We start from the raw sequence: 21,214 nt of genomic DNA, 5'->3' as shown, positions 1-21,214 counted from the left end.
ACATTTACGGGGCAGTTCATTAGGTTCCCTTTTTACTCTTAGAATTATTGGAATATAATTGACATGATCACTGTAAAAGTATAGTTTCGGTACAGTTAAAACAGATTATTATAATATCAATCAAAATTAAAAAGGGGAAGAGAGGGACGTTTAATGAAACGACTATGGTATGGCGGGAAAATTTACACAATGGAAAAGGAAAATGAAACAGTAGAAGCAATCCTAGTTGAAGATGACAGAATTAATGCCATAGGCACATTTAATGATCTTAGTAAATTAGCAGATGAGTTTATAAATTTGGACGGTGCCGCCATGTACCCAGGTTTTGTGGATAGCCACCTCCATATGATTTTTCAAGGTGAGAAGTTAACCAGATTGGATTTATCGAAAGCCACGACAGCTGAAGAAATGCTAGATTTGGTAAAAACAGCAGCAAAGACTACACCTCCAGATCAATGGTTATTTGGTGAAGGATGGAATGAAAACAACTTTACAGTTAAAAAGATTCCGACTATTAAGGAGCTCGATGCCATTCGCAAAGAACCAATTCTACTTACTAGAATCTGCCATCATGTCATTTTGGGAAATACAGCAGCGCTTAAGGCAGGAAGCATCTTTGAAGAGAGTAAATCCCCAGCAGGTGGTGAAATCGGACGAGATGAACAAGGTAAGTTAAATGGTTTGTTATTTGAGCTAGCCACAAATGCGGTAACAGAAGCCATTCCACGTGAAGGTGAAGCGTACATCGAGTCTCTAACCAAGTCTCTTAACTTGGCCATTGATGAGATGCTTTCATATGGTTTAACCGGTGGACATACCGAGGATATGAGCTATTTTGGGAAGTATACAAATCCATTAACCGCCTTTCATCGGGTTGTAGGGGAGAAACATCATTTCAGAGTAACATTGCTTCGTCATAAAGCAGTGTTTGAAAAAATGATGTTGACAAATGCCACTTATGACGAACCATTTATTGAACCAGGCGCAATGAAAATTTTTGCAGATGGTGCATTAGGCGGAACCACTGCAGCCTTATCTAAACCATACTCTGATCAACCAAACAACAAAGGTTTATTTATTCAAACAGACCAAGAATTAGAAGAATTAGTGAAACTAGCTCGGCAATACGATGAAGCAGTAGCTGTTCATATCATTGGTGATGCGGCAGCAGAACAAGTGTTAAATATAATTGAAAAATATCCCTTAACGAACGGAAAGAGAGACCGCCTTATCCATTGCTGTGTGTTAAGGGAAGATTTAGTAGAAAGACTGGAAAGGTTACCTGTTGTATTAGACCTTCAACCAGCATTTGTACCTTCAGATTTCCCATGGGTTATTGATCGATTAGGTAAAGAACGGCTGGAATGGGCCTACGCTTGGAAAAAGTTAGTTGATCGAGGATTAATGTGTGCTGCGGGAACAGATGCTCCGGTAGAAGAGATTAATCCTTTATATACTATTTATGCAGCGGTAGAGCGGAAAAAACCTTATACTGAACATGATGGATACATTCCAGAAGAGAAACTGTCTCGGTTCCAAGCAGTCCAACTCTATACCATCGGCAGCGCCAAAGCCATTTGTAAGGAACACGAACGGGGACTTATTAAAGCCGGATATGCAGCGGATTTTTCCATTTTTGACCGTGATTTATTTGAGGGATCATCAGAAGACATGCTGACTGCAAAGGCATTGAAAACGGTCGTTGCTGGCCGAACAGTATTTGAAAGAGTTAATTAAACAGGAATAGTTGAGATCATTCTCAAAGTAATCTCCTATTTGGTAGTAATAACAATGGTTTGAGGATCGCTTCAGCGTTCCTTTTTTTGTGAAAATTTGGATTTTTAAAGTTGAATCCGCTCTTCTATTTGTTCACCATTCATCCCCAAATACAAAGCTTTTTTTTCAGGAATCTTTACAGTATAGGTTGTAATTCCTGCGTTGGCCATCTCTCTTAAAAAGTCTAAAAAAGGTAGCGTAATGTTTGCGATTGCTTCTAATGCCTGATCTCTATTAAAGTGATCGGCAATCACAAAGTCTACTTGAGGTTCGGTTTTTAGCTCTGAATCCTCCCCCTTGTAAATGGCTTGACCTGTGGCAACATTTATTAGGTATTGATCAATCCCGATTTTAGATAATTCATCCAAAAATTCAACAAAACTGGTCTTTCCAGTGCTTCTTCTTTCAATTATCTCATTTAGCTCATTCTTCGATAACTTGTCCTTCATGATTGTACCTCCACCAATTTTTTCATAATTTTTACCGTAAAGCCCATTATTATGCCTACAATTAAATGCACCAATAGAAAAGTACTTAGATGAATTATTCCGTAGCAACTGAAAATTGTCAAAATAGTTTCTACCAGCAATATAATCGTGGATAGCAAAGAAACTGAATAAACTAGGATATAAACATGCAAACTATTTCCTTAGATACTAGTGATTTTTTATTAACCAGTTTCCGAAGCACTTATGTTCATACTCCAGATTTGTAGAAACGGGTAAATTGAAGACCTTCAGTTCAAGGGAACGCATAATAGGGAGTTGTTGGCATGTATTTCTTATTGAATATTCTAGGCGTTTTGGTTGTATTTGGTTTGGTATTCCTTTGCTCTCCTAATAAGCAAAAGGTAAAATGGCGATCTGTCCTAAGTTTAATCGTAGTAGAACTACTCATTACCTGGTTTATGCTTGCAACAAAAATCGGGACATGGATCATCAATCAAATTGCCTCGTTTTTTACGTTTCTCATTTCCTGCGCAAACGAGGGAATCTCTTTTGTGTTTCCAACTGCAATGGCGAATCCATCCGTTGATTTTTTCTTTAGTGCTTTAATGCCAATCATTTTCATCATTACCTTCTTTGATATTCTCACTTATTTTGGTATCTTAATCTGGATTATTGATAAAGTAGGCTGGGGAATTTCCAAGATTTCAGGTCTCCCTAAGCTAGAGAGCTTTTTTTCATTACAAATGATGTTTCTTGGAAATACAGAGGCATTAGCCGTTATTCGACAACAACTCTTAGTATTGAAGGAAAACCGCCTGCTGACGTTTGGAATCATGAGCATGAGCAGTATTAGCGGGTCTATAATCGGTGCTTATCTAAGTATGGTGCCTGGGACATATGTATTTGCTGCTATTCCGTTAAACTGTTTAAATGCTTTACTGCTGGCAAGTATATTGAATCCTATCGAGGTGGGTACAGAAGAAGATATGGTATACGTTCCTTCCAAAGAAGAACGAAAAGATTTCTTTTCTACCATTTCGAACAGTATGCTTGTGGGTATTCGGATGGTTATCGTCATAATGGCGATGGTCGTGGGTTATGTAGCATTAACGGCCTGTGTAAACGGCATCTTGGGATTTTTTGTCCATGGACTAACCGTCCAAAAAATTTTCTCCGTGATTTTTAGCCCGTTTGCGTTTCTTCTAGGCTTGTCCGGACATGATGCCATGTATGTTGCACAGCTTATGGGAACAAAGCTTGCCACAAACGAATTTGTAGCAATGATGGACCTTAAAAAGCATATTCATTCCTTGCCGCCACATACGGTAGCCGTGGCAACAACGTTCTTAACCTCCTTTGCGAATTTTAGTACAGTGGGTATGATTTACGGGGCCATCGCCTCGATAATGGGTGATGAAAAGTCTCTGATCATCGGAAAAAACGTTTGGAAACTTTTGGTAAGTGGAATTGCTGTATCGCTCCTAAGTGCCATGTTTGTTGGGTTGTTTATATGGTGAAACATTAGAGCCTTGATGGGCTCTTGATTTTTTTGGTAATAATGGCACTAATTAATACGGATACTATTTTTATAAGTGAATGTTCGTCAAACTGGAGGTCCATACATCATGACCAATATAAGCAAGTTCGTTACAGCGATCATCTTCGTTCTTTTAATCACGTTTGAAATGTCACCTATTACGGTCAGTACAGCAGAAACAGAACCTCCACAAATAAAAGGTGCGTTTGGAGTCGCAATAAATGCTGTGACAGGTGAGATTCTCTATAACAAAAATGCACACTCGAAAGCTTATCCTGCAAGTATGACTAAAGTGCTAACAGCCACTATTTTAGATGAAAAAATGAAAAACGGCGAACTGTTAACGGTGAGCCGGAATGCAGCCGCTCAAGAATGCCTCTGTTTGGGGATTAGAGCAGGAGAGAAGATTTCTAAACAAGACGCTATGAAAGCATTATTGTTATTAAGCGCAAATGATGTGGCAGTAACGATTGCTGAAAACGTGGCTGGCAGCGAAGAAGGATTTGCTAAACTGATGAATCAGAAAGTGGCACAATTAGGATTAAAGAACACCCATTTTATTACACCTAATGGTCTCCATGCTCCAAATCATTACACCACACCATATGACATGGCCCTCATCACGAAAGAAGCTATTGAACATCCTAACGTACTGAAGGTCTTATCAACCCAAACGACTCAGATTAAAACAAGCATGCAAGTAAAAACAATTCATAATTTACTTCACATCATGCCAAACGCCATTGCCGGTAAACCTGGATTTACGGATGCAGCACAACACACACTAGTTGAATATTTAAAAAAGGGCAATATGGAAGTCATCTCTGTGGTCATGAAATCGGATAAAAGGTCAAAATACAGTGATATTCAAACAATGGCTAACTACGCCTTCGATTATATGCAGGCACACGCCGCTCGCTAATCATAAAGTCAACCGGAGCAAAATGAAATCTCTACTATTTGATTGATAGCTATAGTTATCAATCTTTTTTATTTACATTAACTTTACAATTGAAATACTTGAATCCAACTATTTATTGTTTTAATATAAGCAAATAGTTATATAATGAATTTTAAATAAGAATATAATTATTTACTTATTTATGGAGGTGTCCGTTTTGTTAACATCGATCATTGAATTAGAGAGAGCTGCTAACGTTTTAAAAATGTTAGGTGATAAAACACGCTTAACCATTATTGGTATATTAAAACAACGTGAGTGCTGTGTATGTGAATTTCTTGAAGTGTTTGATATGAGCCAGCCTTCTATTAGCCAGCATCTTCGAAAATTAAAAGACGCAGGTATGGTTAAAGAGGAAAGAAGAGGGCAGTGGATCTATTATTCCCTTAATCATGGAAGTGAGCTTTATGGACTGATTGAAGATATTTTGAAACATGTACCAGACCAGACAGATAAAATTAAGAGGATTGAAAAAGCAAATCCGACACTTCAATGCGGATGTTAGCTTCAATATAGTTTGGGAGTGAGAAAATGAGTCATACAGAAAAGAAACGTTTATCTTTTTTAGATCGTTACCTAACAATATGGATATTTCTAGCTATGGCAGTAGGCATTGGCTTGGGATTCATCTTTCCAGGATTTGTAGAGGAAATGAACAAATTGCAGGTTGGCACCACGTCTATTCCCCTTGCAATTGGTCTAATTCTAATGATGTACCCGCCTCTGGCCAAAGTCCGTTATGAGAAAATTGGCCGAGTCTTTAAAGATGTTAAAGTCCTAGTCTTATCGCTTGTACAAAACTGGATAATTGGCCCAATTCTTATGTTTTTATTAGCTATTATCTTTTTACCTGATAAACCAGAGTATATGGTTGGTCTTATCATGATTGGATTGGCTCGTTGTATTGCTATGGTTATCGTTTGGAATGATTTAGCCAAAGGTGATGCAGAGTATGCAGCAGGATTGGTCGCATTCAACTCTATATTTCAGGTGTTATTCTTCTCCGTTTATGCGTATGTGTTTGTAACGATTGTGCCGGAATGGATAGGAATCCAAGGAGCAGTTGTCAATATTACAATGTTAGAAGTGGCAAAATCAGTTTTCATTTATCTTGGAATTCCTTTTATCGCAGGAATGATTACACGGTTTACATTAGTAAAGGCAAAAGGCAGACAATGGTATGAGAATGTGTTTATACCTAAAATAAGTCCAATTACACTAGTTGCCCTGCTATTCACTATTATCATCATGTTCTCTTTAAAAGGGGACGCTATTGTTAGCTTACCACTAGACGTAGTTCGGATTGCTATCCCATTGTTAATATACTTTGTTTTAATGTTTTTTGTTTCGTTCTTCCTTGGAAAGAAAATTGGAGCGAACTATCCTGTAACCACAACTCTTGCTTTTACAGCTGGCAGTAATAACTTTGAGTTAGCGATTGCTGTAGCGGTAGGGGTATTTGGAATCCATTCTGGAGCAGCTTTTGCGGCCGTAATTGGACCACTAGTGGAAGTACCTGTAATGCTAGCATTGGTCAACGTAGCATTATGGTTTAAACGTAAATATTTTAAAGAACATGCAGTTTAAAACTTTTAATAAAGGTGGAAATCAACATGAAAAACAAAAAGAAACTATACTTCTTATGTACTGGAAACTCTTGCAGAAGCCAAATGGCTGAAGGCTGGGCAAAGAAACATTTAGGTGACGAATGGGAAGTACGCAGTGCTGGGATCGAAGCTCACGGATTAAACCCTAATGCTGTAAAAGCGATGAAGGAAGCAGGTATTGATATTTCAGCTCATACTTCTGATATAATCGATCCGGAATTTCTAAACAATGCCGATTTAGTTGTAACATTATGTGGTGATGCTGCAGATAAGTGTCCAATCACACCACCTAAAGTAAAACGAGTTCACTGGGGATTTGATGACCCGGCAAAAGCTCAAGGCACAGAAGAAGAGAAGTGGGCATTCTTCCAGCGTGTACGTGACGAAATCGGAGAACGCATTAATCGTTTTGCCGAAACTGGCGAGTAACAATAATCTATTAGCCAAGAGTAAAAGTACTCTTGGCTTTCATTTTTCATATAAATATGGGAATGTACTAAGGAGCTGCAACTGTAGCAGAATAATTCAACTATTTTTGAAACAAAATGCCGATAATATACCAGGTTCTATTTGGATCTTGATATATAATCTGCTTACCAGATAAATAATCACGTTTTAATTGCAAGCATTATATTAACAAAATGGTTAAGAACCGTAGCTGTAAAGGGTTTCTTAATGCACTGTTGTTTCACAACACTCTACTTTTTCATCTTTCGGTTCCGTTGAGCAGCAGGAGGGAGCATTTGCTTTCATTTCCTCCATATTTGCTTTGGTGTAGAAAAACTCCCATTCGTTACCATCAGGATCCTTAACCCAAAATTTATCTTGGAGGGCATAACAACAGGTTGTATTTATTTCGTCAAATTGCGAGAGAATTCCGTTTGCTGCAAGTCTGTCCTTTTGGGCAATAACTTCTTCAGTACTTTCAACTTGAATACCAAAATGCCCAACTTGATTTCCGTTTACTTCATCCCGAATATTAAGTGTAAAGTTTAATCCTGGTGTTTCAAGTAGAAACTTCGCATAATCAGACTTTACTTTAAACGGTTCAACCCCAAATAGTTTGCTATAAAACTCAATTGATTTTTCTAAGTTTGTAACATTAAGACCAACATGTGCGTATTTCATTGTAAATTCCTCCCAAAATTTATTTAGTTTGATTAATGTTTAACAAAGAACAACATCTTGTTTCTCAATTTTCACAGCATCCTTTTTGGATATTGATTTTTTCGCAACAAATTGATATTTGCTTTTGTTGTTGATTTTTCTTAATCATACTTAAGAAATTGCTAAATAGTTTTGCTTTTGGCTTATTTTTTCGATATTTGCTAGTCAATGCTGCCTTTTCCATTTCTTCTTTTCTCATTTCATAATAAACTTTTAATTCCATTTCGTTAAAATACATATTAGCACCCCTTTTTATTTGCAATTTACAAGTATTTATCTTTATTAAAAGAGCAAGTATTCTTGCTCAAATTAATGGTTTACAACATACAGTAGATTTTGACATTGCATCATTTAGTAGTTTGATCGAATTAATAACCATATCTCGTTCAAAATCACTCATATTCGAAAATACTTCTTTTAGGTATTGGTTCATTTCTGCATCAATCCTTGCAGCCACGTACTTTCCTTGCGGAGTTAGGATAAGTTGTGAAACCCGTCGATCCTCAGGAAGAGGAGTTTTTTTTACCAGTTCCATTTTTACAAGTGTTTGAACTTGACGACTAAAAGTAGTTATATCCATTCCTAAAGTATCAGCAACCTGCTGTATAGAAGGTCTGTCTTTTCGAAGAATTTCGTAAAGGATATGGCTCTGTACAAGAGATATTTCTTCACCACCAACCTGGCAGCAGTTTTTATTCAAAAAACCAAAACGTCTTGACATAACTTGAAATAATTCTCTAAGGTCTTCCATTTATTTCACCTCTGATTTATTTATATACAAAATATTTGCAAAATGCAACTTATTTTCTTTTAAATTGGAAAATTTTTTTATATAATTATTTTAAACTAATGAAGTTTAGGGAGGATTAAAATGAGAGCAGGCTTTGAAACAAGGGTGGCTTCAATAGATGATCTAGAAGCGATATTAAACATTTATAACGAAGGGATTAAAGATAGGATTGCAACCCTAGAGGAAGATCAAAAAGATATTGGATATATGACGGAATGGTTTAAGAACCATAACAAGCGTTTTGCAGTCATGGTAATCGAAGATGAAGATGAAATTGTTGGATGGGCGTCATTGAATCCTTATTCCAATCGATGTGCCTATGCAGGCGTAGCAGATTTATCTATTTATATAAGGAGGGATTACCGAGGAAAAGGAGTTGGCTCGATATTATTAAGGGAAATAGAACGAGTAGCAATAAAAAATGATTTTTATAAGATTGTTCTATTTACATTTCCATTCAATAAATTGGGGCAGGGTCTTTATAGAAAAAATGGGTATAGAGAAGTGGGGGTATTTCATAAACAAGGTAAATTAGATGGACGCTTTGTTGACGTTATGATTATGGAAAAGATACTAACATAAAAGTATTGTCATAAAAAATAATTAAAACATTCAAATAATCATTTGACCGTTTTAATAACCTTTCATATACTAATACTCAAATACATCTTTGAATGTTTGGAGGTGACTTAATGAATCGAAAAGAAGGTAAATTAGTTTTCTATTCATTGGATGATGAACATGTCAGACAACCGATTCATGTTGCTTTTAGGCATCAAAAGGAGGTGAAAACCTATGAGTGACTCTATTGAAAAATTAAATGATAAAACGGTTTACCGTGTGCAAGGTTTCACCTGAGCAGGCTGTGCGACAAAGTTCGAAAAGAACGTACAGCACCTGGATGGTGTTGTTAATGCAAGTGTGAATTTCGGTGCGGCAAAGCTTACGGTTTATGGTGATACAACTATAGAGGAATTAGAGAAAGCAGGCGCTTTTGAAAATATAAAAGTCGTTCCTGAAAAACAACGTTTTGAAGAGAAGAAAGAACCTTTTATGAAAAAACATTCTACCGTTATTGCATCAGCAATTTTCTTGCTGGTCGGGTGGCTATCAGCACATATAAATGGTGAAGATAGTATTTCTTCGATTTTAGCTTATGGAGCTTCTATCTTAGTAGGAGGTTACCGTCTTTTTACAACGGGCTTGAAAAATTTATTCCGCTTTGAATTTGATATGAGGACACTCATGACGATTGCCGTTATCGGAGCCGCTTTGATTGGTGAATGGGGAGAAGGGGCAACAGTAGTGATCCTGTTCGCCATCAGTGAGGTTCTAGAGTCTTACTCGATGGATAAAGCGAGACAATCCATTCGTTCCTTAATGGATATTGCTCCAAAAGAAGCCTTGATTCGAAGAGACGATCAAGAGTTTACGGTGGAAGTGGATGATATTCGAATCGGCGATATTATAATTGTAAAACCTGGACAGAAAATAGCTATGGATGGAATTGTTGTAAAAGGGTTATCAACTGTTAATCAAGCGGCAATAACTGGGGAGTCTGTTCCAGTTTCTAAAACAATGGATGATGAAGTATTCGCTGGAACTCTAAATGAAGAAGGACTTCTTGAAGTGAAAGTGGCTAAACATGTGGACGATACTACTATCGCAAAAATCATTCATCTTGTTGAAGAGGCACAAGCTGAACGAGCTCCGTCACAAGCCTTTGTAGATCGCTTTGCAAAATATTACACGCCAGTCATTATGTTTATTTCCTTGTTAGTGGCTGTCATTCCACCACTATTTTTTGATGCAGATTGGAGTAAGTGGGTTTATCAAGGTCTAGCTGCCCTTGTAGTTGGTTGTCCTTGTGCTCTTGTTATTTCCACGCCTGTTTCTATTGTGACGGCAATCGGAAATGCCGCTCGAAATGGTGTGTTAATCAAAGGTGGGATTCATTTAGAAGAAATGGGAGCAATTCAAGCCATTGCCTTTGATAAAACGGGCACTTTAACAGAGGGAATACCCGTTGTAACGGATTATCTGCCTCAAGGTAATACAAATGCAAATGAACTTCTTACCATGATCGCTGCGTTAGAAAACGGTTCTCAGCATCCGCTGGCTTCGGCGATTATGAAAAAGGCTGAACAAGAGAATTTATCTTATCAAAGCCTTGCCATTGAAGACTTTTCTTCTATTACAGGTAAAGGAATCAAAGGCAGAATCAATAATAAAGTGTATTATGTAGGAAGTCCTAGCTTTTTCGATGAAATTTTATCACATCGGTTCCCATCGAATATAAAATTGACTATAGACGAACTTCAAAATAAAGGGAAGACAGTCATGGCAGCGGGGACTGATTCAGAAATCTTAGCACTCATTGCAGTTGCTGACGAAGTGAGAGGGAACAGCAAATCCGTTATCCAGAAGCTGTACTTATTAGGTATCCAAAAAACTCTCATGTTAACGGGCGATAATAAAGGAACAGCCTATGCCATTGGCCAGCAGGCAGGGGTTTCTGATATCAAAGCAGATCTTTTACCTCAAGATAAACTAACCTTTATTAAGGAATTAAGAAATAATTATGGCCGGGTAGCCATGGTCGGGGACGGTGTGAATGATGCTCCTGCACTTGCTGCAGCGACCGTTGGAATTGCGATGGGAGGGGCTGGAACGGATACAGCTCTCGAAACTGCGGATATTGCATTAATGGCTGATGATTTAGGAAAGCTGCCATTTACGGTTAAACTAAGCAGAGCAGCCTTATTAATCATCAAACAAAACATCACGTTTTCGCTAGGGATTAAACTAGTAGCCTTGTTATTAGTGATCCCAGGGTGGTTAACTCTTTGGATAGCGATTTTTGCTGATATGGGTGCCACACTGATCGTTACGCTTAATGGTTTACGACTTCTCCGAGTGAAAGACAAATAATTTTTGAGCTTTTCATTTTGGGAGCTTTTTAAGTGAGTGGGAATAAACAACTGGCAGATATAGTACTTTTTTGCTAAAATGTTTTTATAAAATTTCAAATGGCGATGGAGTTCGCCATAAATGCCCGAAGAGCTAATGACTCCTATCAGAAAAGATCTGGTAGGAGTCTATTTATTTCTGGGAAGTTTATATTTGAGGTGAGAAAATGACTTTTTTATTTGTTGGGATTGCAGGAATTATTGGGGCTTTATTACGTTATTTATTAGGCATTTACGTTGGGGAGTGGTGGTTTCATGAGTTCCCATTAGCAACCCTTGTGACCAATATGGCCGGGAGTTTTCTATTAGGCTGGTTTACCAACTTCCTACCAAGATTTAAATCTTTACCTCCTTATGTTATTACGGCATTGAATACTGGACTTATAGGTTCTTTTACTACATTTTCTACCTTTAGTGTTGAAACGGTTCATTTAATTAGTGCGGCTAAGTGGGGAACAGCAATTCTTTATGTGCTCCTCAGTCTTTGGGGTGGCCTTCTATTATGTTGGATGGGCTATCGATTGGGTTTGAAAACAGAAGAATCAACAGAAGTAGAGAGAGGTGAAAAATGATGGTAACGAATATAGCTTTAGTGGCGGTCGGAGGATTTTGTGGCGCCATTTCCCGCTTTGGTTTAAGCAACTTGATTAAGGGAAGATATCCCACTACCTTTCCGTTTGCTACCTTGTTAATCAATTTAGCTGGATCGTTTTTGTTGGGGTTAATCTTTGGGGCAAACATAGAAAATACGTGGCGATTACTCTTGGGTACTGGTTTCATGGGGGCATTTACCACTTTTTCAACATTTAAATTGGAAAATATACAGTTACATGAAAAAAAACATGGGAAAGTACTTGCTCTATATCTAACCATCAGCTACACCTGTGGAATCTTACTTGCATTTTTAGGGATGAAGCTAGGCAGTTTTTTCGTATAAACTTTATCAATTATGCATATAACAAAGACTGCAAAAAACTATAACGGGTTCTCTTCAAGGGGACAAAATAAGCAAATCGCATAGTAAATCCACACCTACTCGCAAGTATCGAGTAGGTGTTTTTAATTCCTCAATCATATCTAATTTGAGCAAACAGGAATTTATCATTGACTAAACGTTCATTCAATAATAAAATAATACTGTAATATATGTTAAATTATGGAAGGTGTGATGTGTTTTCATTAGGACATTAATGGTAAAGAGTATCTGGGTGTTCAAGTGAAATAGATTATACCGAACTTATTTTGACACTAACATATTTGAACATTTATAAGAAGAGATCACTGCTTTTATGGAGGAATGAATTTACAATGCCGCGAACACCTGAAGAGAATGAGCGTATTCGCCAACTTTCAAAACAAAATATTCGAGCTGCCGCTATGGAGTTATTTATTAAACAGGGATATTATGCTACCTCTATTAACGATGTAGCTAAACAAGCGGGCATTTCTAAAGGGTTACTATACAATTACTATAAAGGAAAAGAAGAACTGCTGTCTGAAATGGTCGAGGCTAGAACAAGGGAAGTAATAGAAGTAATGGAAGGAGCAGCCACTCTCGAGAAACCCAGTGAGCAACTTAAACACATTATCGAAGAAGCGATTGATAATATCCATCAAAGCCCAGAAGTCCATCGATTCTATCTGCATCTGCAAACTCAGCCAGAGGCAGACGAAGAGTTGATTAAATACAGTAAACTAATTATTAAAGAAAACGCTAGAATGTTTGAGGTACAATGTAAAATATTTGAAAGGCTGGGAGTAAAGCAACCAAGGAAACGGTCGTTATATTTTTCATCCGTCCTTCAAGGTATTATGTTGATGATATCTACGTATCCACACGAGTTTCCGATAGAAGAAATTAAAAAACAGATCATTCAAGAATTTTGCAGCGCATAAAAGGAAAGTGAAAATTGTCAGCCATTATTATAGAGAGCACTTCTTAAGTTAAAAGATCTTCGTTTATCATGCCAGCTTGGTTGCAGATTGCAGGCAATACTCACACATTCGCTTGGAATATGCAGGTAGGGGAATGAAATAAAATGGGTTTCAACTGGTGAAGCCCTCTGGGAGATGCGCGAGATGGAAACACGGGTAAATCAAATTGAATTGAATGGACTCACTTTTCAATATCGAGAGAGTGGGGACCCTTCTGCAGCACCGCTTGTAGCACTTCACGCACTGGGAAAAAGTGCAGAATCATGGGATCAGGTGGCAGTTGCATTAGGAGAAAAATACCGAGTATTAGCTTTAGATCAGCGGGGACACGCCGGGAGTGCAAAAGCTGGAACTTACAGCTTCGAAGTGATGTGCGATGATTTGCTTCATTTTGCAAATGCGATGAATTTAGATCAATTTACGCTACTTGGTCATTCCATGGGAGGAACTGTATCCTATCTTTTCTCGGAAAGATTTCCTTCAAGGATAGAAAAGTTAATTGTTGAAGACACTCCACCTCCTTTTTCAGATAAGCCAATTGAGATTCCTTCTAAACCTCCTGGTCCCCTGCCGTTTGATTGGCTGGTTGTGCCTTCGATACTAAGGCAACTTAATGACCCCAATCCCGAATGGTGGGCCCGTCTTAAAGACATTTTCATGCCGACTCTTATTATAGGCGGTGGGTCCAGTCATGTTCCCCATAATAAATTGAAAGAAGTTACGGAACTTATACCGAATAGCGAGTTAGTGACAATAGATAATGCCGGGCACTTTGTGCATGATGATAATTTACCAGCATTCCTAGCTGCCGTAAAAATGTTTCTTCGTTCATAAGTTTTCGAATACTTTCCATTTCCTTATTCCTATTGAACAAGCGGGGAGGCTTTAATTGAGGAGGGAAACTTCGGGTTCTATGGGTTAAAAAGACTTAATACAGATCTTTATACTAAAAGTGAAATAATTTCATTGCCATACGACATAATGACAGTCCTGAATTTTTTGATCTTAAAAATATCTATAAAATGAGTGAGGGATTGGCGATGCCATTTTTCAAAACCAAAGAACGTTTGCAATTATTTTACCAAGATTGGGGAACAGGCAATCCAGTAGTTTTTGTTTCTGGATGGTCACTAAGTTCTAGAATGTGGGATTATCAGAGAATTTTTTTAGCAGATCAGGGCTTGCGGTGTATAGCATATGATAGACGCGGTCATGGGCGTTCCGATGATCCGGGGACCGGATACGACTTCGACACCCTGGCAGACGATCTTGCTGGACTGATAGAATACCTGAATCTGCGAAATGTCACGCTTGTAGGTCATTCTATGGGTGGTGGTGAAGTGATTCGATATCTAACACGTCATGGCAACGATCGGGTGGACCGTGCAGTGCTTGTCGCTGCCATTGTGCCATTTTTGATGAAAACAGAGGATAATCCTGAAGGTGTATCCAAAGATGTCGCAGAAATGGTGCGTGAAATGTGGAAACGAGACTTTCCAAATTGGTTACTTCAAAATGAGCTGCCATACTTCAATCGTTCTGATACCAGCTCAATAGGTGAATGGACTCGGTGGGATATGCTGCAGACATCGCTTAAAGCAGTGGTTGAGTGTAATAAAGTTATCATAGAAACGGATTTTCGCGAGGAGATGCGGTCCATCAATGTACCTACACTCATTATCCACGGTGATAAAGATCGATCAATCCCGGTAGAAATCTCCGGACAAAAGTCAGGAATGTTATTACCCAAGAACCGGTTTATTTTGTATAAAGATGCCCCGCATGGACTATACATCACACATTCAGACCGGCTAAATAATGACCTATTAACATTTATTAAGGGTTAGAAATGAAAAGATAATAACAGAATTCTTTTTCTTAGTCTAATTAAAAGAAGGTATAATTTCTCTTCATTAAGAGAGTTATACCTTCTTTGTTGTTACTTTAAGATTCTTAATAACCTTAGGTTTTTCAGTGCATTCAAAATCTAAGCGGATTTACTTACTGATCCCTTTGTTCTTGCTATAGTCCCAATATTTGAGGGTATCTGTTTGTCCAGTTGGTTCACTTTTTACAATCTGTCCGTCTTTGTCTTTATAGACTTCATATTCCTCATACGTTTCGATGATATATCCAGCCTCTTTTTCACGTTTCACCAGTTTCTCTTTTGTTTCGGGTACATTTGTAGATGATTCCACGGATGCCGGTATCGCTACGGCTGGCTGGTCGTTTGAATAAGCATAATTTTTATTCAGGAATGAGTAGGGCGAATCAAGATAAGCTGAAAAGCCTAAGAGAATCACAGCAAAAAAAACACTGATAAAGGTTTTTCTTTTCATGTATATGCTCCTCATTTCTTTTGAATCCTCAAACCCATTTTATGCATGTCCATCGAACATATGCCTCTTTAATTAAAGGTTCGTTACCTTAACGGGACTCAACTGGGGACGGAAAATTACAAATAATACTAAGGCAACGAATGTAATCACAACTCCTGAAATATAAGGAAGTCCCATCGTTAAAGAAAATAACCAGCCACCCAGTGGCGGTCCAATAATCCGGCCCAATGAATCAAAAGAAGATAATATACCAGTCGCCCGTCCATGTCCAGCAGACGAGGTCTTGGTCAATAGGGAGGAGACACTTGGTCGAATGACACCATTACCCAACCCAAAAATAGTTAGGAAAATCGCGGCAGTAGTAAAACTATGAACAAGCAGGATTAGACCAAACCCGATTGCAGAGACAATCATTCCCCCTTGAATGACTACGCTCTCGCCGTATTTCTTCGTTAATCTGCCGACTAATCCACCTTGGACAAGAGCACTGCCAAATCCCATGATCATGAAGATGTAACCAAGCTGAATGGAATCCAAGCCCGCTTTTCTAGCAGCGAAATAGGCAAATGTTGCTTCAAGACCAGATAACGATAAAGAAATCAGAAACTGTACAAAAAAGAGAATAGATGTATGACTATTCATCGCTTTCCAGAAAGATGGTTTTTTCTGTATCGTGTCGCTGCCTTTCTGTTTCGACTCCTTTAATAGGATTAATACAAGAAATAAGGTAATAAACGAAGACCCACTGGCAAGATAAAAAGGCATATTCAAGCTGATCTTTGAAAAAACACCTCCGATTGCCGGACCAAACACAAAGCCAAGTCCTGTTGCAGCCCCTACGATCCCCATCCCTTTACCTCTATTTTCCTCTGTTGTGATATCCGCAACATAGGCCATCGCGGTAGGCATATTTGCTGAGGATAGTATTCCTCCAATAATTCTTGCCGCAAACAACATCCACAATTGCGTTGATATGGCTTGGACGAAAAAGGAGATCGCTAGACCGGCTATTCCAAGCATCATTACCGGCTTTCTCCCAATTCGATCGGAAACCTGCCCCCAAATAGGGGCAAAAATAAGCTGCATAAGTGAATAAACTGCCATTAATAGTCCGAGTTCAGTTGGATTTGCACCCATTTCCTCTGCATAAAACGGCAAAACAGGAATGATGATTCCGAACCCAACCATTACCAGGAACATAACTAAAAATAATATAGGTAAAGCCTTTTTTGTTTCCAACAACAATACTCACCCCCAATATGAAAAAAACAGTACATACTTTATAAGAATAAAGGATTTAGATGGACTAAAACAAGCATATGATTCCCATTCTTTCCTTTATTGGAAATGGTATGCAAGGAAAAGCGATAGCGACTTACAAATGAAGCTTACAAAATGGCGAAATGGAACAAATCAGTTTTGTAATTTAGATATTGGTCTGAAAAGCACAACAGCTGAAAGATATAGGAAAACCCCAAGCTAATCATTGATATCATATTACTATAAAAATGCTAGCAATTTGATATCTTCAAACTAGTGAATGCTAGATCATACAAAAAACACATCTTATTGTTAAGATGTGTTTTTTGAACTTATTTTACTGCTTTTCTCGTACTTTCAGATGCAAAGTCTGCAATTATTACAAGTATCATATAACATAAGAGAAGCAAGGTAATTTGTGTGTAGTTGAAAAAGCTCATGGCTAACTTAAAGTCCATCCCTAAACCGCCTGCTCCAACAAACCCAACAACGATCGTTGTCCTCATAATTACTTCCCATCGATAGAGAATATAGGTCAGAAATCTAGGCATGACAATCGGCAGAATCCCGTAAAATAAGCTTTCTACTTTTGATGCCCCGGCTGTTGCCAAGTTTCGAATTGGGCGGGAATCCATATCTTCGATCACTTCTGCCCATAGTTTCCCTAGTATCCCGAAATTATGAAGGGCAAGAGCAATCGCACCTGGCAATAAACCCGGTTTGAAAATAAAAATAATCATCATGGCCCAAACAAGTTCAGGAACTGCCCTAGAAAAAATATAAGCGAGGCGGACCACGCCATAAAGCAGCCAATTATACCATTTTTTAGCCCCAGATAATTTCCCATTGGCAATGTTTCGAGCCGCAGGAACCACTGTAAGGAAGGCGGTAATCGTCGCGAAACCAATTGCCATAATACTCATTTCTAGAGTTTCAAGAGTTAGCTTTAAGGCAGCGGACCAGCTTTCTCCATCTAAAAAGGCCGGATGATCCACTCCGATACCAATAAGTCCGCCGAAAAATCTTTTGGCCGCTTCCATATTTTTTTCAGAAAGCAGTTCAATAAATTGCGCATTTTCACTAATTTTAATGAATACCCATGATCCAACAATCAGCAATAAGGTAAAGAAAACAGATCTCCATCCAGAACTAAAGCCACGCTGTTTCTTTCGTTCGGTTAAGGCGCGTCGGACAAAATTACTCCATAAATCTACAAAGATGACAAGTCCGATGAGAAAGAACACAAACGCCCATACCCGATCATATCTTAAATCCTGTAGCGATAACTGAATTTGATAGCCCAAGCCGCCAAGGCCAATAAAACTCATAATCGCTGAGGAACGGATCGCACATTCAAAGCGGTACATCGTATAACTAATCATATCCGCCCAAACCAATGGAAGGTAGCCATATATAAGAGTTTGGAGTTTAGAGGCACCGGATGTTTTTAATGCTTTTATTGGTTCTTTTGAGACATCATTTAACATATCCGCGAAGATTCTGCCCAAGATTCCACCGTAGGGTATGGCAAGGGCAAGAATTGCTGCGTAAGGGGAAAGTCCCACAGCTGCCACAAACAGCCATGCCCAAATGAGTTCATGTATCGAACGGGTAAATCCTAAAATACCTCTAAAGAACACTTTAGAAACCCATCTTGAAGTATTCGTAGAAGTTAATACTCCTGATGCGAGAATCCCGACGACAAAAGCATACAGGATGGCGAGCGACATTCCTGCAACGGCATACGCCAATGTAATCCACGCGGATTCAAGTCCAAGTACGAGTACATCAGGGGAAAGATCAGGATGAAAAAGGCCTTCAATTATTTGGACTAATGTTGGAATCCCCCCGGAATGAAATAAATCAGCATTCCACCGTACTGAAAAAAGACTCCAGATAAAGATAGCTGCCAACAGGAGAGAAAGTAGAAAGCGATTATGCAAGCGAAGTAAGCGGGTTAACTTCATAAGGTACCACCGCTATTTATTTGATATAACTCAGCTAAGAGGTCATCGGTCACTTGACCGGTTGGCAGGTCAAAAAATATCTCGCCATTTTTCATCGATATTATTCTTGTAAAATATTTTCTGGCGTATTCAAGAGAGTGGAGGCTGGTAATTAGCGTCTGGTTCTCCTCGGTGACAATTTTTGTCAGCATGGATAAAATGTCATCTGCTCTCGCAGGATCTAATGAAGCGACTGGCTCATCGGCTAATATGATTTCCGGTTTTTGGACCATTAATCTTGCCATGGCAACACGCTGCTGCTCACCGCCCGATAAGGTCGAGGTGATTTCATACGCCTTCTCATGAAGTCCGACGCGTTCTAATGCTTTAATTGCTGATTCTTTCTCCTGAGGGACTAATAATGAAATAAGAGATTTAAAGGTACTCCATTCAGAAAGTTTGCCAGCCAGGACATTATGAATGACTGCAAGTGGACCGATTAAATCAAATTGCTGGCGAATGACTCCCACTTTTTTGGCGAAGATTTTGCCTTTTTTATAGGATGAAAGGGGCTGGCCATCGATGAAAAGGTCTCCACTGGAAATGGGCACAAGGCCAGTAATGGAATTAAGCAGAGTGGTTTTTCCCGCTCCGCTTGGACCAATTAATGCGACTAATTCACCTTGTTTTATGGTAAAAGAAAGGGAAGATAAGGCTATCTTCCGCTCAAAGTGTTTTGTTAAATTTTTGGCTTCAATCATATTTTTTGAAGACATTTCTCTGACACCTACTACTTAATAATGTTTAATTCTTTTGCTACCTTTTGAATCTTTTCGTAATTACTATTTTTAGTTTCGATAAATTTATCGGTTTGGAAAAAGTCCGTAATTTCTTTTTGATCAGTTGTAATCGATAGGATTGCATCTTCTACCTTTTTCTTAGCACCATTTCCAAAAACATCATCCACATTGCTGTTGATGGTCCAGTTATAATCATAGAAAGAAGGGGTTGTATAGAATACTTTTACTTTGTTTGTATCAACTTTTTTATCTTTAACGGCTGCTTGCCAAACAGCTTCGTTTAGTGCACCCGCTTTAAATGCCCCAGATTCTACTAATTTATATGTAGTATCATGAGAACCAGAGAAGTTTGGTTTTCCATCAAAGTCTTTGTTCGCGTCAATTCCAGCTTCTGTTAAGTAATAACGTGGCATTAAATGTCCAGATGTCGAGCTTTCACTGCCAAACGTGAACGATTTACCTTTTAAATCTTCAAGCTTGGTAATACCTGAATTCGGTTGAGTAATGAATACAGAGTGGAATTCAGCATCTCTTGGTCTTTGCGCAAAAGATTCAGCACCTGGTACAAGATTGATGGCTTGAACACTTGTTAAACCACCAAACCAAGCCATATGAATTTCACCGCGTTGAAACCCTGTTACAAGCGCTGCATAGTCAACAGATGGAACAAATTCTACTTTCATTCCTGTTTTTTGACTAAGATAATCCGCTACTGCCGTCATGCCTTTATCAAGTTCTGACGCATTCTGGTCAGGAATCGCACCGATCTTAAAAACTTCTTTTGTATTGGTAGTTGTTTCTTTTTTGCTATCGCTTGCTTTTTCATCTTTTTGGCTGCTGCATGCAGCTAGTGAAAAGACGAGGATAACTAATAATAACATAGAAAGCCATTTCTTCATAAATGTCCGCACCTCTTAGTATAGTTATTTCTTATAGCCTTTCTCATTATAAAGAAAGAAATTTGTTGGATAAATTCATTTAATCTATTTGTCCTATTTTTTTCAATCGATTATTTCGATATATTTAAAAGACCTCAAACCGTAAATGCCCAGTCACAATAAGAAAAACCCCTGCTTTCGCACAGGAGTTTTAAATATTTTCTTAGATTGATAATTGTGACCATTCCTCGACATTCCACACCTTGGTTACCCAGCATCGAATGGCGGGTGATTTTTTTCTTGTAATTGATGAAGATGCTTAAACAAGCACTAAACCTTGTACATATAATAAGGAATAAGGGAAGGAGTGTTATAATGGCAGCGTACAATCAAGATGGGATCACGATTGGAACGATCTCTGGGGGAATTGTTAACTTTGGTGGGGCTGTTACCATTGCTCCGATATCAATCACAAAGACAAGTACAGGTTCAGATAATCAAGGGGGCACCACAACAAGTAGTAGAAGCGGTTCTTCTTCTGAATCAACCACATCAAGCAATAGTAGGAGTTCGTCTAGCAGTAGTAATTCAAATAGTAGTTTTACCAACACAGAAATATCAGACATTCTTGAGGTTATCAGGCGGAGTTTAGCATAAGCCGTCTGATTTTTTTATTTTACTTAAAGGCTGTGTAAACGATAATTTTTATACTCTGTTGATTGGATTGGAAAGCGCTCGACTCCTGCGGGAGTACGGGGCAGAGGAGGCTCCACGGCACGTCCGCGGAAAGTGAGCGCCTG

The 21,214-nt window shown here is 38.5% G+C and carries 23 protein-coding genes, 1 pseudogene and 1 riboswitch; of the genes and pseudogenes, 15 read left to right on the top strand and 9 right to left on the bottom strand.

All coding sequences use genetic code 11. The features are described from left to right. Positions 1 to 153 precede the first annotated feature (153 nt). Positions 154 to 1,737 carry an amidohydrolase gene (locus tag V7266_RS23140; RefSeq protein WP_335471396.1) on the top strand — a complete coding sequence of 528 codons (1,584 nt, stop codon included), beginning with the start codon at positions 154 to 156 and terminating at the stop codon, positions 1,735 to 1,737. A 104-nt stretch (positions 1,738 to 1,841) separates the two neighbouring features. Here the strand turns inward: V7266_RS23140 and V7266_RS23135 are convergent, their stop codons facing one another. Beyond that, positions 1,842 to 2,225, bottom strand: a complete 384-nt coding sequence (locus V7266_RS23135; RefSeq protein WP_335471393.1) for a DUF1398 family protein — start codon at positions 2,223 to 2,225, stop codon at positions 1,842 to 1,844. Between the two features lie 323 nt (positions 2,226 to 2,548). Between V7266_RS23135 and V7266_RS23130 the strand changes: the two genes are divergently transcribed. The 5 genes from V7266_RS23130 (at position 2,549) to arsC (ending at position 6,759) form a co-directional block, all read left to right on the top strand. Further along, positions 2,549 to 3,742 carry a nucleoside transporter C-terminal domain-containing protein gene (locus tag V7266_RS23130; protein ID WP_335471390.1) on the top strand — a complete coding sequence of 398 codons (1,194 nt, stop codon included), beginning with the start codon at positions 2,549 to 2,551 and terminating at the stop codon, positions 3,740 to 3,742. 108 nt (positions 3,743 to 3,850) lie between these two features. Next, the gene (locus V7266_RS23125) at positions 3,851 to 4,684 is read left to right on the top strand and encodes a D-alanyl-D-alanine carboxypeptidase family protein (RefSeq protein WP_335471387.1); all 834 of its coding nucleotides are present in this window, start codon (positions 3,851 to 3,853) and stop codon (positions 4,682 to 4,684) included. Positions 4,685 to 4,880: 196 nt separating this feature from the next. Beyond that, positions 4,881 to 5,228 carry an ArsR/SmtB family transcription factor gene (locus tag V7266_RS23120; RefSeq protein WP_335471384.1) on the top strand — a complete coding sequence of 116 codons (348 nt, stop codon included), beginning with the start codon at positions 4,881 to 4,883 and terminating at the stop codon, positions 5,226 to 5,228. A 26-nt stretch (positions 5,229 to 5,254) separates the two neighbouring features. After that, complete coding sequence (arsB, locus tag V7266_RS23115; protein ID WP_335471382.1) at positions 5,255 to 6,310, top strand: ACR3 family arsenite efflux transporter; 1,056 nt, start codon at positions 5,255 to 5,257, stop codon at positions 6,308 to 6,310. Between the two features lie 26 nt (positions 6,311 to 6,336). Beyond that, on the top strand, positions 6,337 to 6,759 hold the full coding sequence (arsC, locus tag V7266_RS23110) for an arsenate reductase (thioredoxin) (RefSeq protein WP_335471379.1): 423 nt from the start codon (positions 6,337 to 6,339) through the stop codon (positions 6,757 to 6,759). Between the two features lie 243 nt (positions 6,760 to 7,002). Here the strand turns inward: arsC and V7266_RS23105 are convergent, their stop codons facing one another. The 3 genes from V7266_RS23105 to V7266_RS23095 all read right to left on the bottom strand — a co-directional run bounded on the left by V7266_RS23105 (position 7,003) and on the right by V7266_RS23095 (position 8,248). Beyond that, complete coding sequence (locus V7266_RS23105; protein ID WP_335471376.1) at positions 7,003 to 7,458, bottom strand: ArsI/CadI family heavy metal resistance metalloenzyme; 456 nt, start codon at positions 7,456 to 7,458, stop codon at positions 7,003 to 7,005. Between the two features lie 64 nt (positions 7,459 to 7,522). Beyond that, a complete protein-coding gene (locus V7266_RS23100; RefSeq protein WP_335471374.1) occupies positions 7,523 to 7,735 on the bottom strand; it encodes a hypothetical protein in 213 nt (70 codons plus the stop codon). Positions 7,736 to 7,801: 66 nt separating this feature from the next. Next, a complete protein-coding gene (locus V7266_RS23095; RefSeq protein WP_335471372.1) occupies positions 7,802 to 8,248 on the bottom strand; it encodes a MarR family winged helix-turn-helix transcriptional regulator in 447 nt (148 codons plus the stop codon). Positions 8,249 to 8,368: 120 nt separating this feature from the next. Here V7266_RS23095 and V7266_RS23090 point away from each other — a divergent pair, with 120 nt between their 5' ends. From V7266_RS23090 to V7266_RS23055, 8 genes and pseudogenes are all read left to right on the top strand, one after another. Then, complete coding sequence (locus V7266_RS23090) at positions 8,369 to 8,869, top strand: arsinothricin resistance N-acetyltransferase ArsN1 family A (protein WP_335471371.1); 501 nt, start codon at positions 8,369 to 8,371, stop codon at positions 8,867 to 8,869. Between the two features lie 116 nt (positions 8,870 to 8,985). Beyond that, positions 8,986 to 9,090: pseudogene (locus tag V7266_RS23085) on the top strand (transcriptional regulator); the annotation flags it as partial. Further along, positions 9,083 to 11,218: a heavy metal translocating P-type ATPase gene (locus V7266_RS23080; RefSeq protein ID WP_335471369.1), complete on the top strand. Its 2,136-nt coding sequence runs from the start codon at positions 9,083 to 9,085 to the stop codon at positions 11,216 to 11,218. The pseudogene V7266_RS23085 and the gene V7266_RS23080, both read left to right, overlap by 8 nt. A 91-nt stretch (positions 11,219 to 11,309) precedes the next feature. Beyond that, a riboswitch (Fluoride riboswitch) is annotated at positions 11,310 to 11,370 on the top strand. 53 nt (positions 11,371 to 11,423) lie between these two features. Then, positions 11,424 to 11,828 (top strand): fluoride efflux transporter CrcB, encoded by a 405-nt coding sequence (gene crcB / locus V7266_RS23075; protein ID WP_335471368.1) that lies wholly within the window; start codon positions 11,424 to 11,426, stop codon positions 11,826 to 11,828. Then, entirely contained in the window at positions 11,828 to 12,193 is a 366-nt protein-coding gene (gene crcB, locus V7266_RS23070; protein ID WP_335471401.1) for a fluoride efflux transporter CrcB, read from the top strand. Before crcB (V7266_RS23075) ends, crcB (V7266_RS23070) begins: the two co-directional genes overlap by 1 nt. Before the next feature lie 371 nt (positions 12,194 to 12,564). After that, positions 12,565 to 13,152, top strand: a complete 588-nt coding sequence (locus V7266_RS23065; protein WP_335471366.1) for a TetR/AcrR family transcriptional regulator — start codon at positions 12,565 to 12,567, stop codon at positions 13,150 to 13,152. Positions 13,153 to 13,335: 183 nt separating this feature from the next. After that, positions 13,336 to 14,025 (top strand): alpha/beta fold hydrolase, encoded by a 690-nt coding sequence (locus tag V7266_RS23060; RefSeq protein ID WP_335471364.1) that lies wholly within the window; start codon positions 13,336 to 13,338, stop codon positions 14,023 to 14,025. Between the two features lie 188 nt (positions 14,026 to 14,213). Beyond that, positions 14,214 to 15,038 carry an alpha/beta fold hydrolase gene (locus tag V7266_RS23055; protein ID WP_335471362.1) on the top strand — a complete coding sequence of 275 codons (825 nt, stop codon included), beginning with the start codon at positions 14,214 to 14,216 and terminating at the stop codon, positions 15,036 to 15,038. Positions 15,039 to 15,188: 150 nt separating this feature from the next. Here V7266_RS23055 and V7266_RS23050 read toward each other — a convergent pair whose 3' ends face one another. The 5 genes from V7266_RS23050 to V7266_RS23030 form a co-directional block, all read right to left on the bottom strand. Further along, a complete protein-coding gene (locus tag V7266_RS23050; protein WP_335471359.1) occupies positions 15,189 to 15,530 on the bottom strand; it encodes a hypothetical protein in 342 nt (113 codons plus the stop codon). 72 nt (positions 15,531 to 15,602) lie between these two features. Further along, positions 15,603 to 16,769: an MFS transporter gene (locus V7266_RS23045; RefSeq protein ID WP_335471399.1), complete on the bottom strand. Its 1,167-nt coding sequence runs from the start codon at positions 16,767 to 16,769 to the stop codon at positions 15,603 to 15,605. Positions 16,770 to 17,122: 353 nt separating this feature from the next. Beyond that, positions 17,123 to 18,757, bottom strand: coding sequence for a PhnE/PtxC family ABC transporter permease (locus V7266_RS23040; protein WP_335471356.1), 1,635 nt, complete (start codon positions 18,755 to 18,757; stop codon positions 17,123 to 17,125). Then, entirely contained in the window at positions 18,754 to 19,512 is a 759-nt protein-coding gene (locus tag V7266_RS23035; protein WP_335471354.1) for a phosphonate ABC transporter ATP-binding protein, read from the bottom strand. Before V7266_RS23035 ends, V7266_RS23040 begins: the two co-directional genes overlap by 4 nt. A gap of 14 nt (positions 19,513 to 19,526) precedes the next feature. Next, positions 19,527 to 20,435 carry a putative selenate ABC transporter substrate-binding protein gene (locus tag V7266_RS23030; protein WP_335471351.1) on the bottom strand — a complete coding sequence of 303 codons (909 nt, stop codon included), beginning with the start codon at positions 20,433 to 20,435 and terminating at the stop codon, positions 19,527 to 19,529. A 354-nt stretch (positions 20,436 to 20,789) separates the two neighbouring features. On the opposite strand from V7266_RS23030, the gene V7266_RS23025 reads away from it, so the two are divergent. Then, entirely contained in the window at positions 20,790 to 21,071 is a 282-nt protein-coding gene (locus V7266_RS23025) for a hypothetical protein (RefSeq protein WP_335471349.1), read from the top strand. Positions 21,072 to 21,214: the final 143 nt, after the last annotated feature.

This window comes from Neobacillus drentensis, assembly GCF_036965645.1.
Lineage (GTDB): Bacteria > Bacillota > Bacilli > Bacillales > Cytobacillaceae > Neobacillus > Neobacillus drentensis_D.
The sequence above is the reverse complement of the archived record's forward strand: the minus strand, read 5'-3'. Positions and strand labels throughout refer to the sequence as shown.

Excerpts from the sequence above, each read along its gene's own strand:
- V7266_RS23140 (WP_335471396.1), top strand. The coding sequence starts at position 154 with ATGAAACGACTATGGTATGGCGGGAAAATTTACACAATGGAAAAGGAA.
- V7266_RS23135 (WP_335471393.1), bottom strand. The coding sequence starts at position 2,225 with ATGAAGGACAAGTTATCGAAGAATGAGCTAAATGAGATAATTGAAAGA.
- V7266_RS23130 (WP_335471390.1), top strand. The coding sequence starts at position 2,549 with ATGTATTTCTTATTGAATATTCTAGGCGTTTTGGTTGTATTTGGTTTG.
- V7266_RS23125 (WP_335471387.1), top strand. The coding sequence starts at position 3,851 with ATGACCAATATAAGCAAGTTCGTTACAGCGATCATCTTCGTTCTTTTA.
- arsB (WP_335471382.1), top strand. The coding sequence starts at position 5,255 with ATGAGTCATACAGAAAAGAAACGTTTATCTTTTTTAGATCGTTACCTA.
- arsC (WP_335471379.1), top strand. The coding sequence starts at position 6,337 with ATGAAAAACAAAAAGAAACTATACTTCTTATGTACTGGAAACTCTTGC.
- V7266_RS23105 (WP_335471376.1), bottom strand. The coding sequence starts at position 7,458 with ATGAAATACGCACATGTTGGTCTTAATGTTACAAACTTAGAAAAATCA.
- V7266_RS23100 (WP_335471374.1), bottom strand. The coding sequence starts at position 7,735 with ATGTATTTTAACGAAATGGAATTAAAAGTTTATTATGAAATGAGAAAA.
- V7266_RS23095 (WP_335471372.1), bottom strand. The coding sequence starts at position 8,248 with ATGGAAGACCTTAGAGAATTATTTCAAGTTATGTCAAGACGTTTTGGT.
- V7266_RS23090 (WP_335471371.1), top strand. The coding sequence starts at position 8,369 with ATGAGAGCAGGCTTTGAAACAAGGGTGGCTTCAATAGATGATCTAGAA.
- crcB (WP_335471368.1), top strand. The coding sequence starts at position 11,424 with ATGACTTTTTTATTTGTTGGGATTGCAGGAATTATTGGGGCTTTATTA.
- crcB (WP_335471401.1), top strand. The coding sequence starts at position 11,828 with ATGGTAACGAATATAGCTTTAGTGGCGGTCGGAGGATTTTGTGGCGCC.
- V7266_RS23065 (WP_335471366.1), top strand. The coding sequence starts at position 12,565 with ATGCCGCGAACACCTGAAGAGAATGAGCGTATTCGCCAACTTTCAAAA.
- V7266_RS23060 (WP_335471364.1), top strand. The coding sequence starts at position 13,336 with ATGGAAACACGGGTAAATCAAATTGAATTGAATGGACTCACTTTTCAA.
- V7266_RS23055 (WP_335471362.1), top strand. The coding sequence starts at position 14,214 with ATGAGTGAGGGATTGGCGATGCCATTTTTCAAAACCAAAGAACGTTTG.
- V7266_RS23050 (WP_335471359.1), bottom strand. The coding sequence starts at position 15,530 with ATGAAAAGAAAAACCTTTATCAGTGTTTTTTTTGCTGTGATTCTCTTA.
- V7266_RS23040 (WP_335471356.1), bottom strand. The coding sequence starts at position 18,757 with ATGAAGTTAACCCGCTTACTTCGCTTGCATAATCGCTTTCTACTTTCT.
- V7266_RS23035 (WP_335471354.1), bottom strand. The coding sequence starts at position 19,512 with ATGTCTTCAAAAAATATGATTGAAGCCAAAAATTTAACAAAACACTTT.
- V7266_RS23030 (WP_335471351.1), bottom strand. The coding sequence starts at position 20,435 with ATGAAGAAATGGCTTTCTATGTTATTATTAGTTATCCTCGTCTTTTCA.
- V7266_RS23025 (WP_335471349.1), top strand. The coding sequence starts at position 20,790 with ATGGCAGCGTACAATCAAGATGGGATCACGATTGGAACGATCTCTGGG.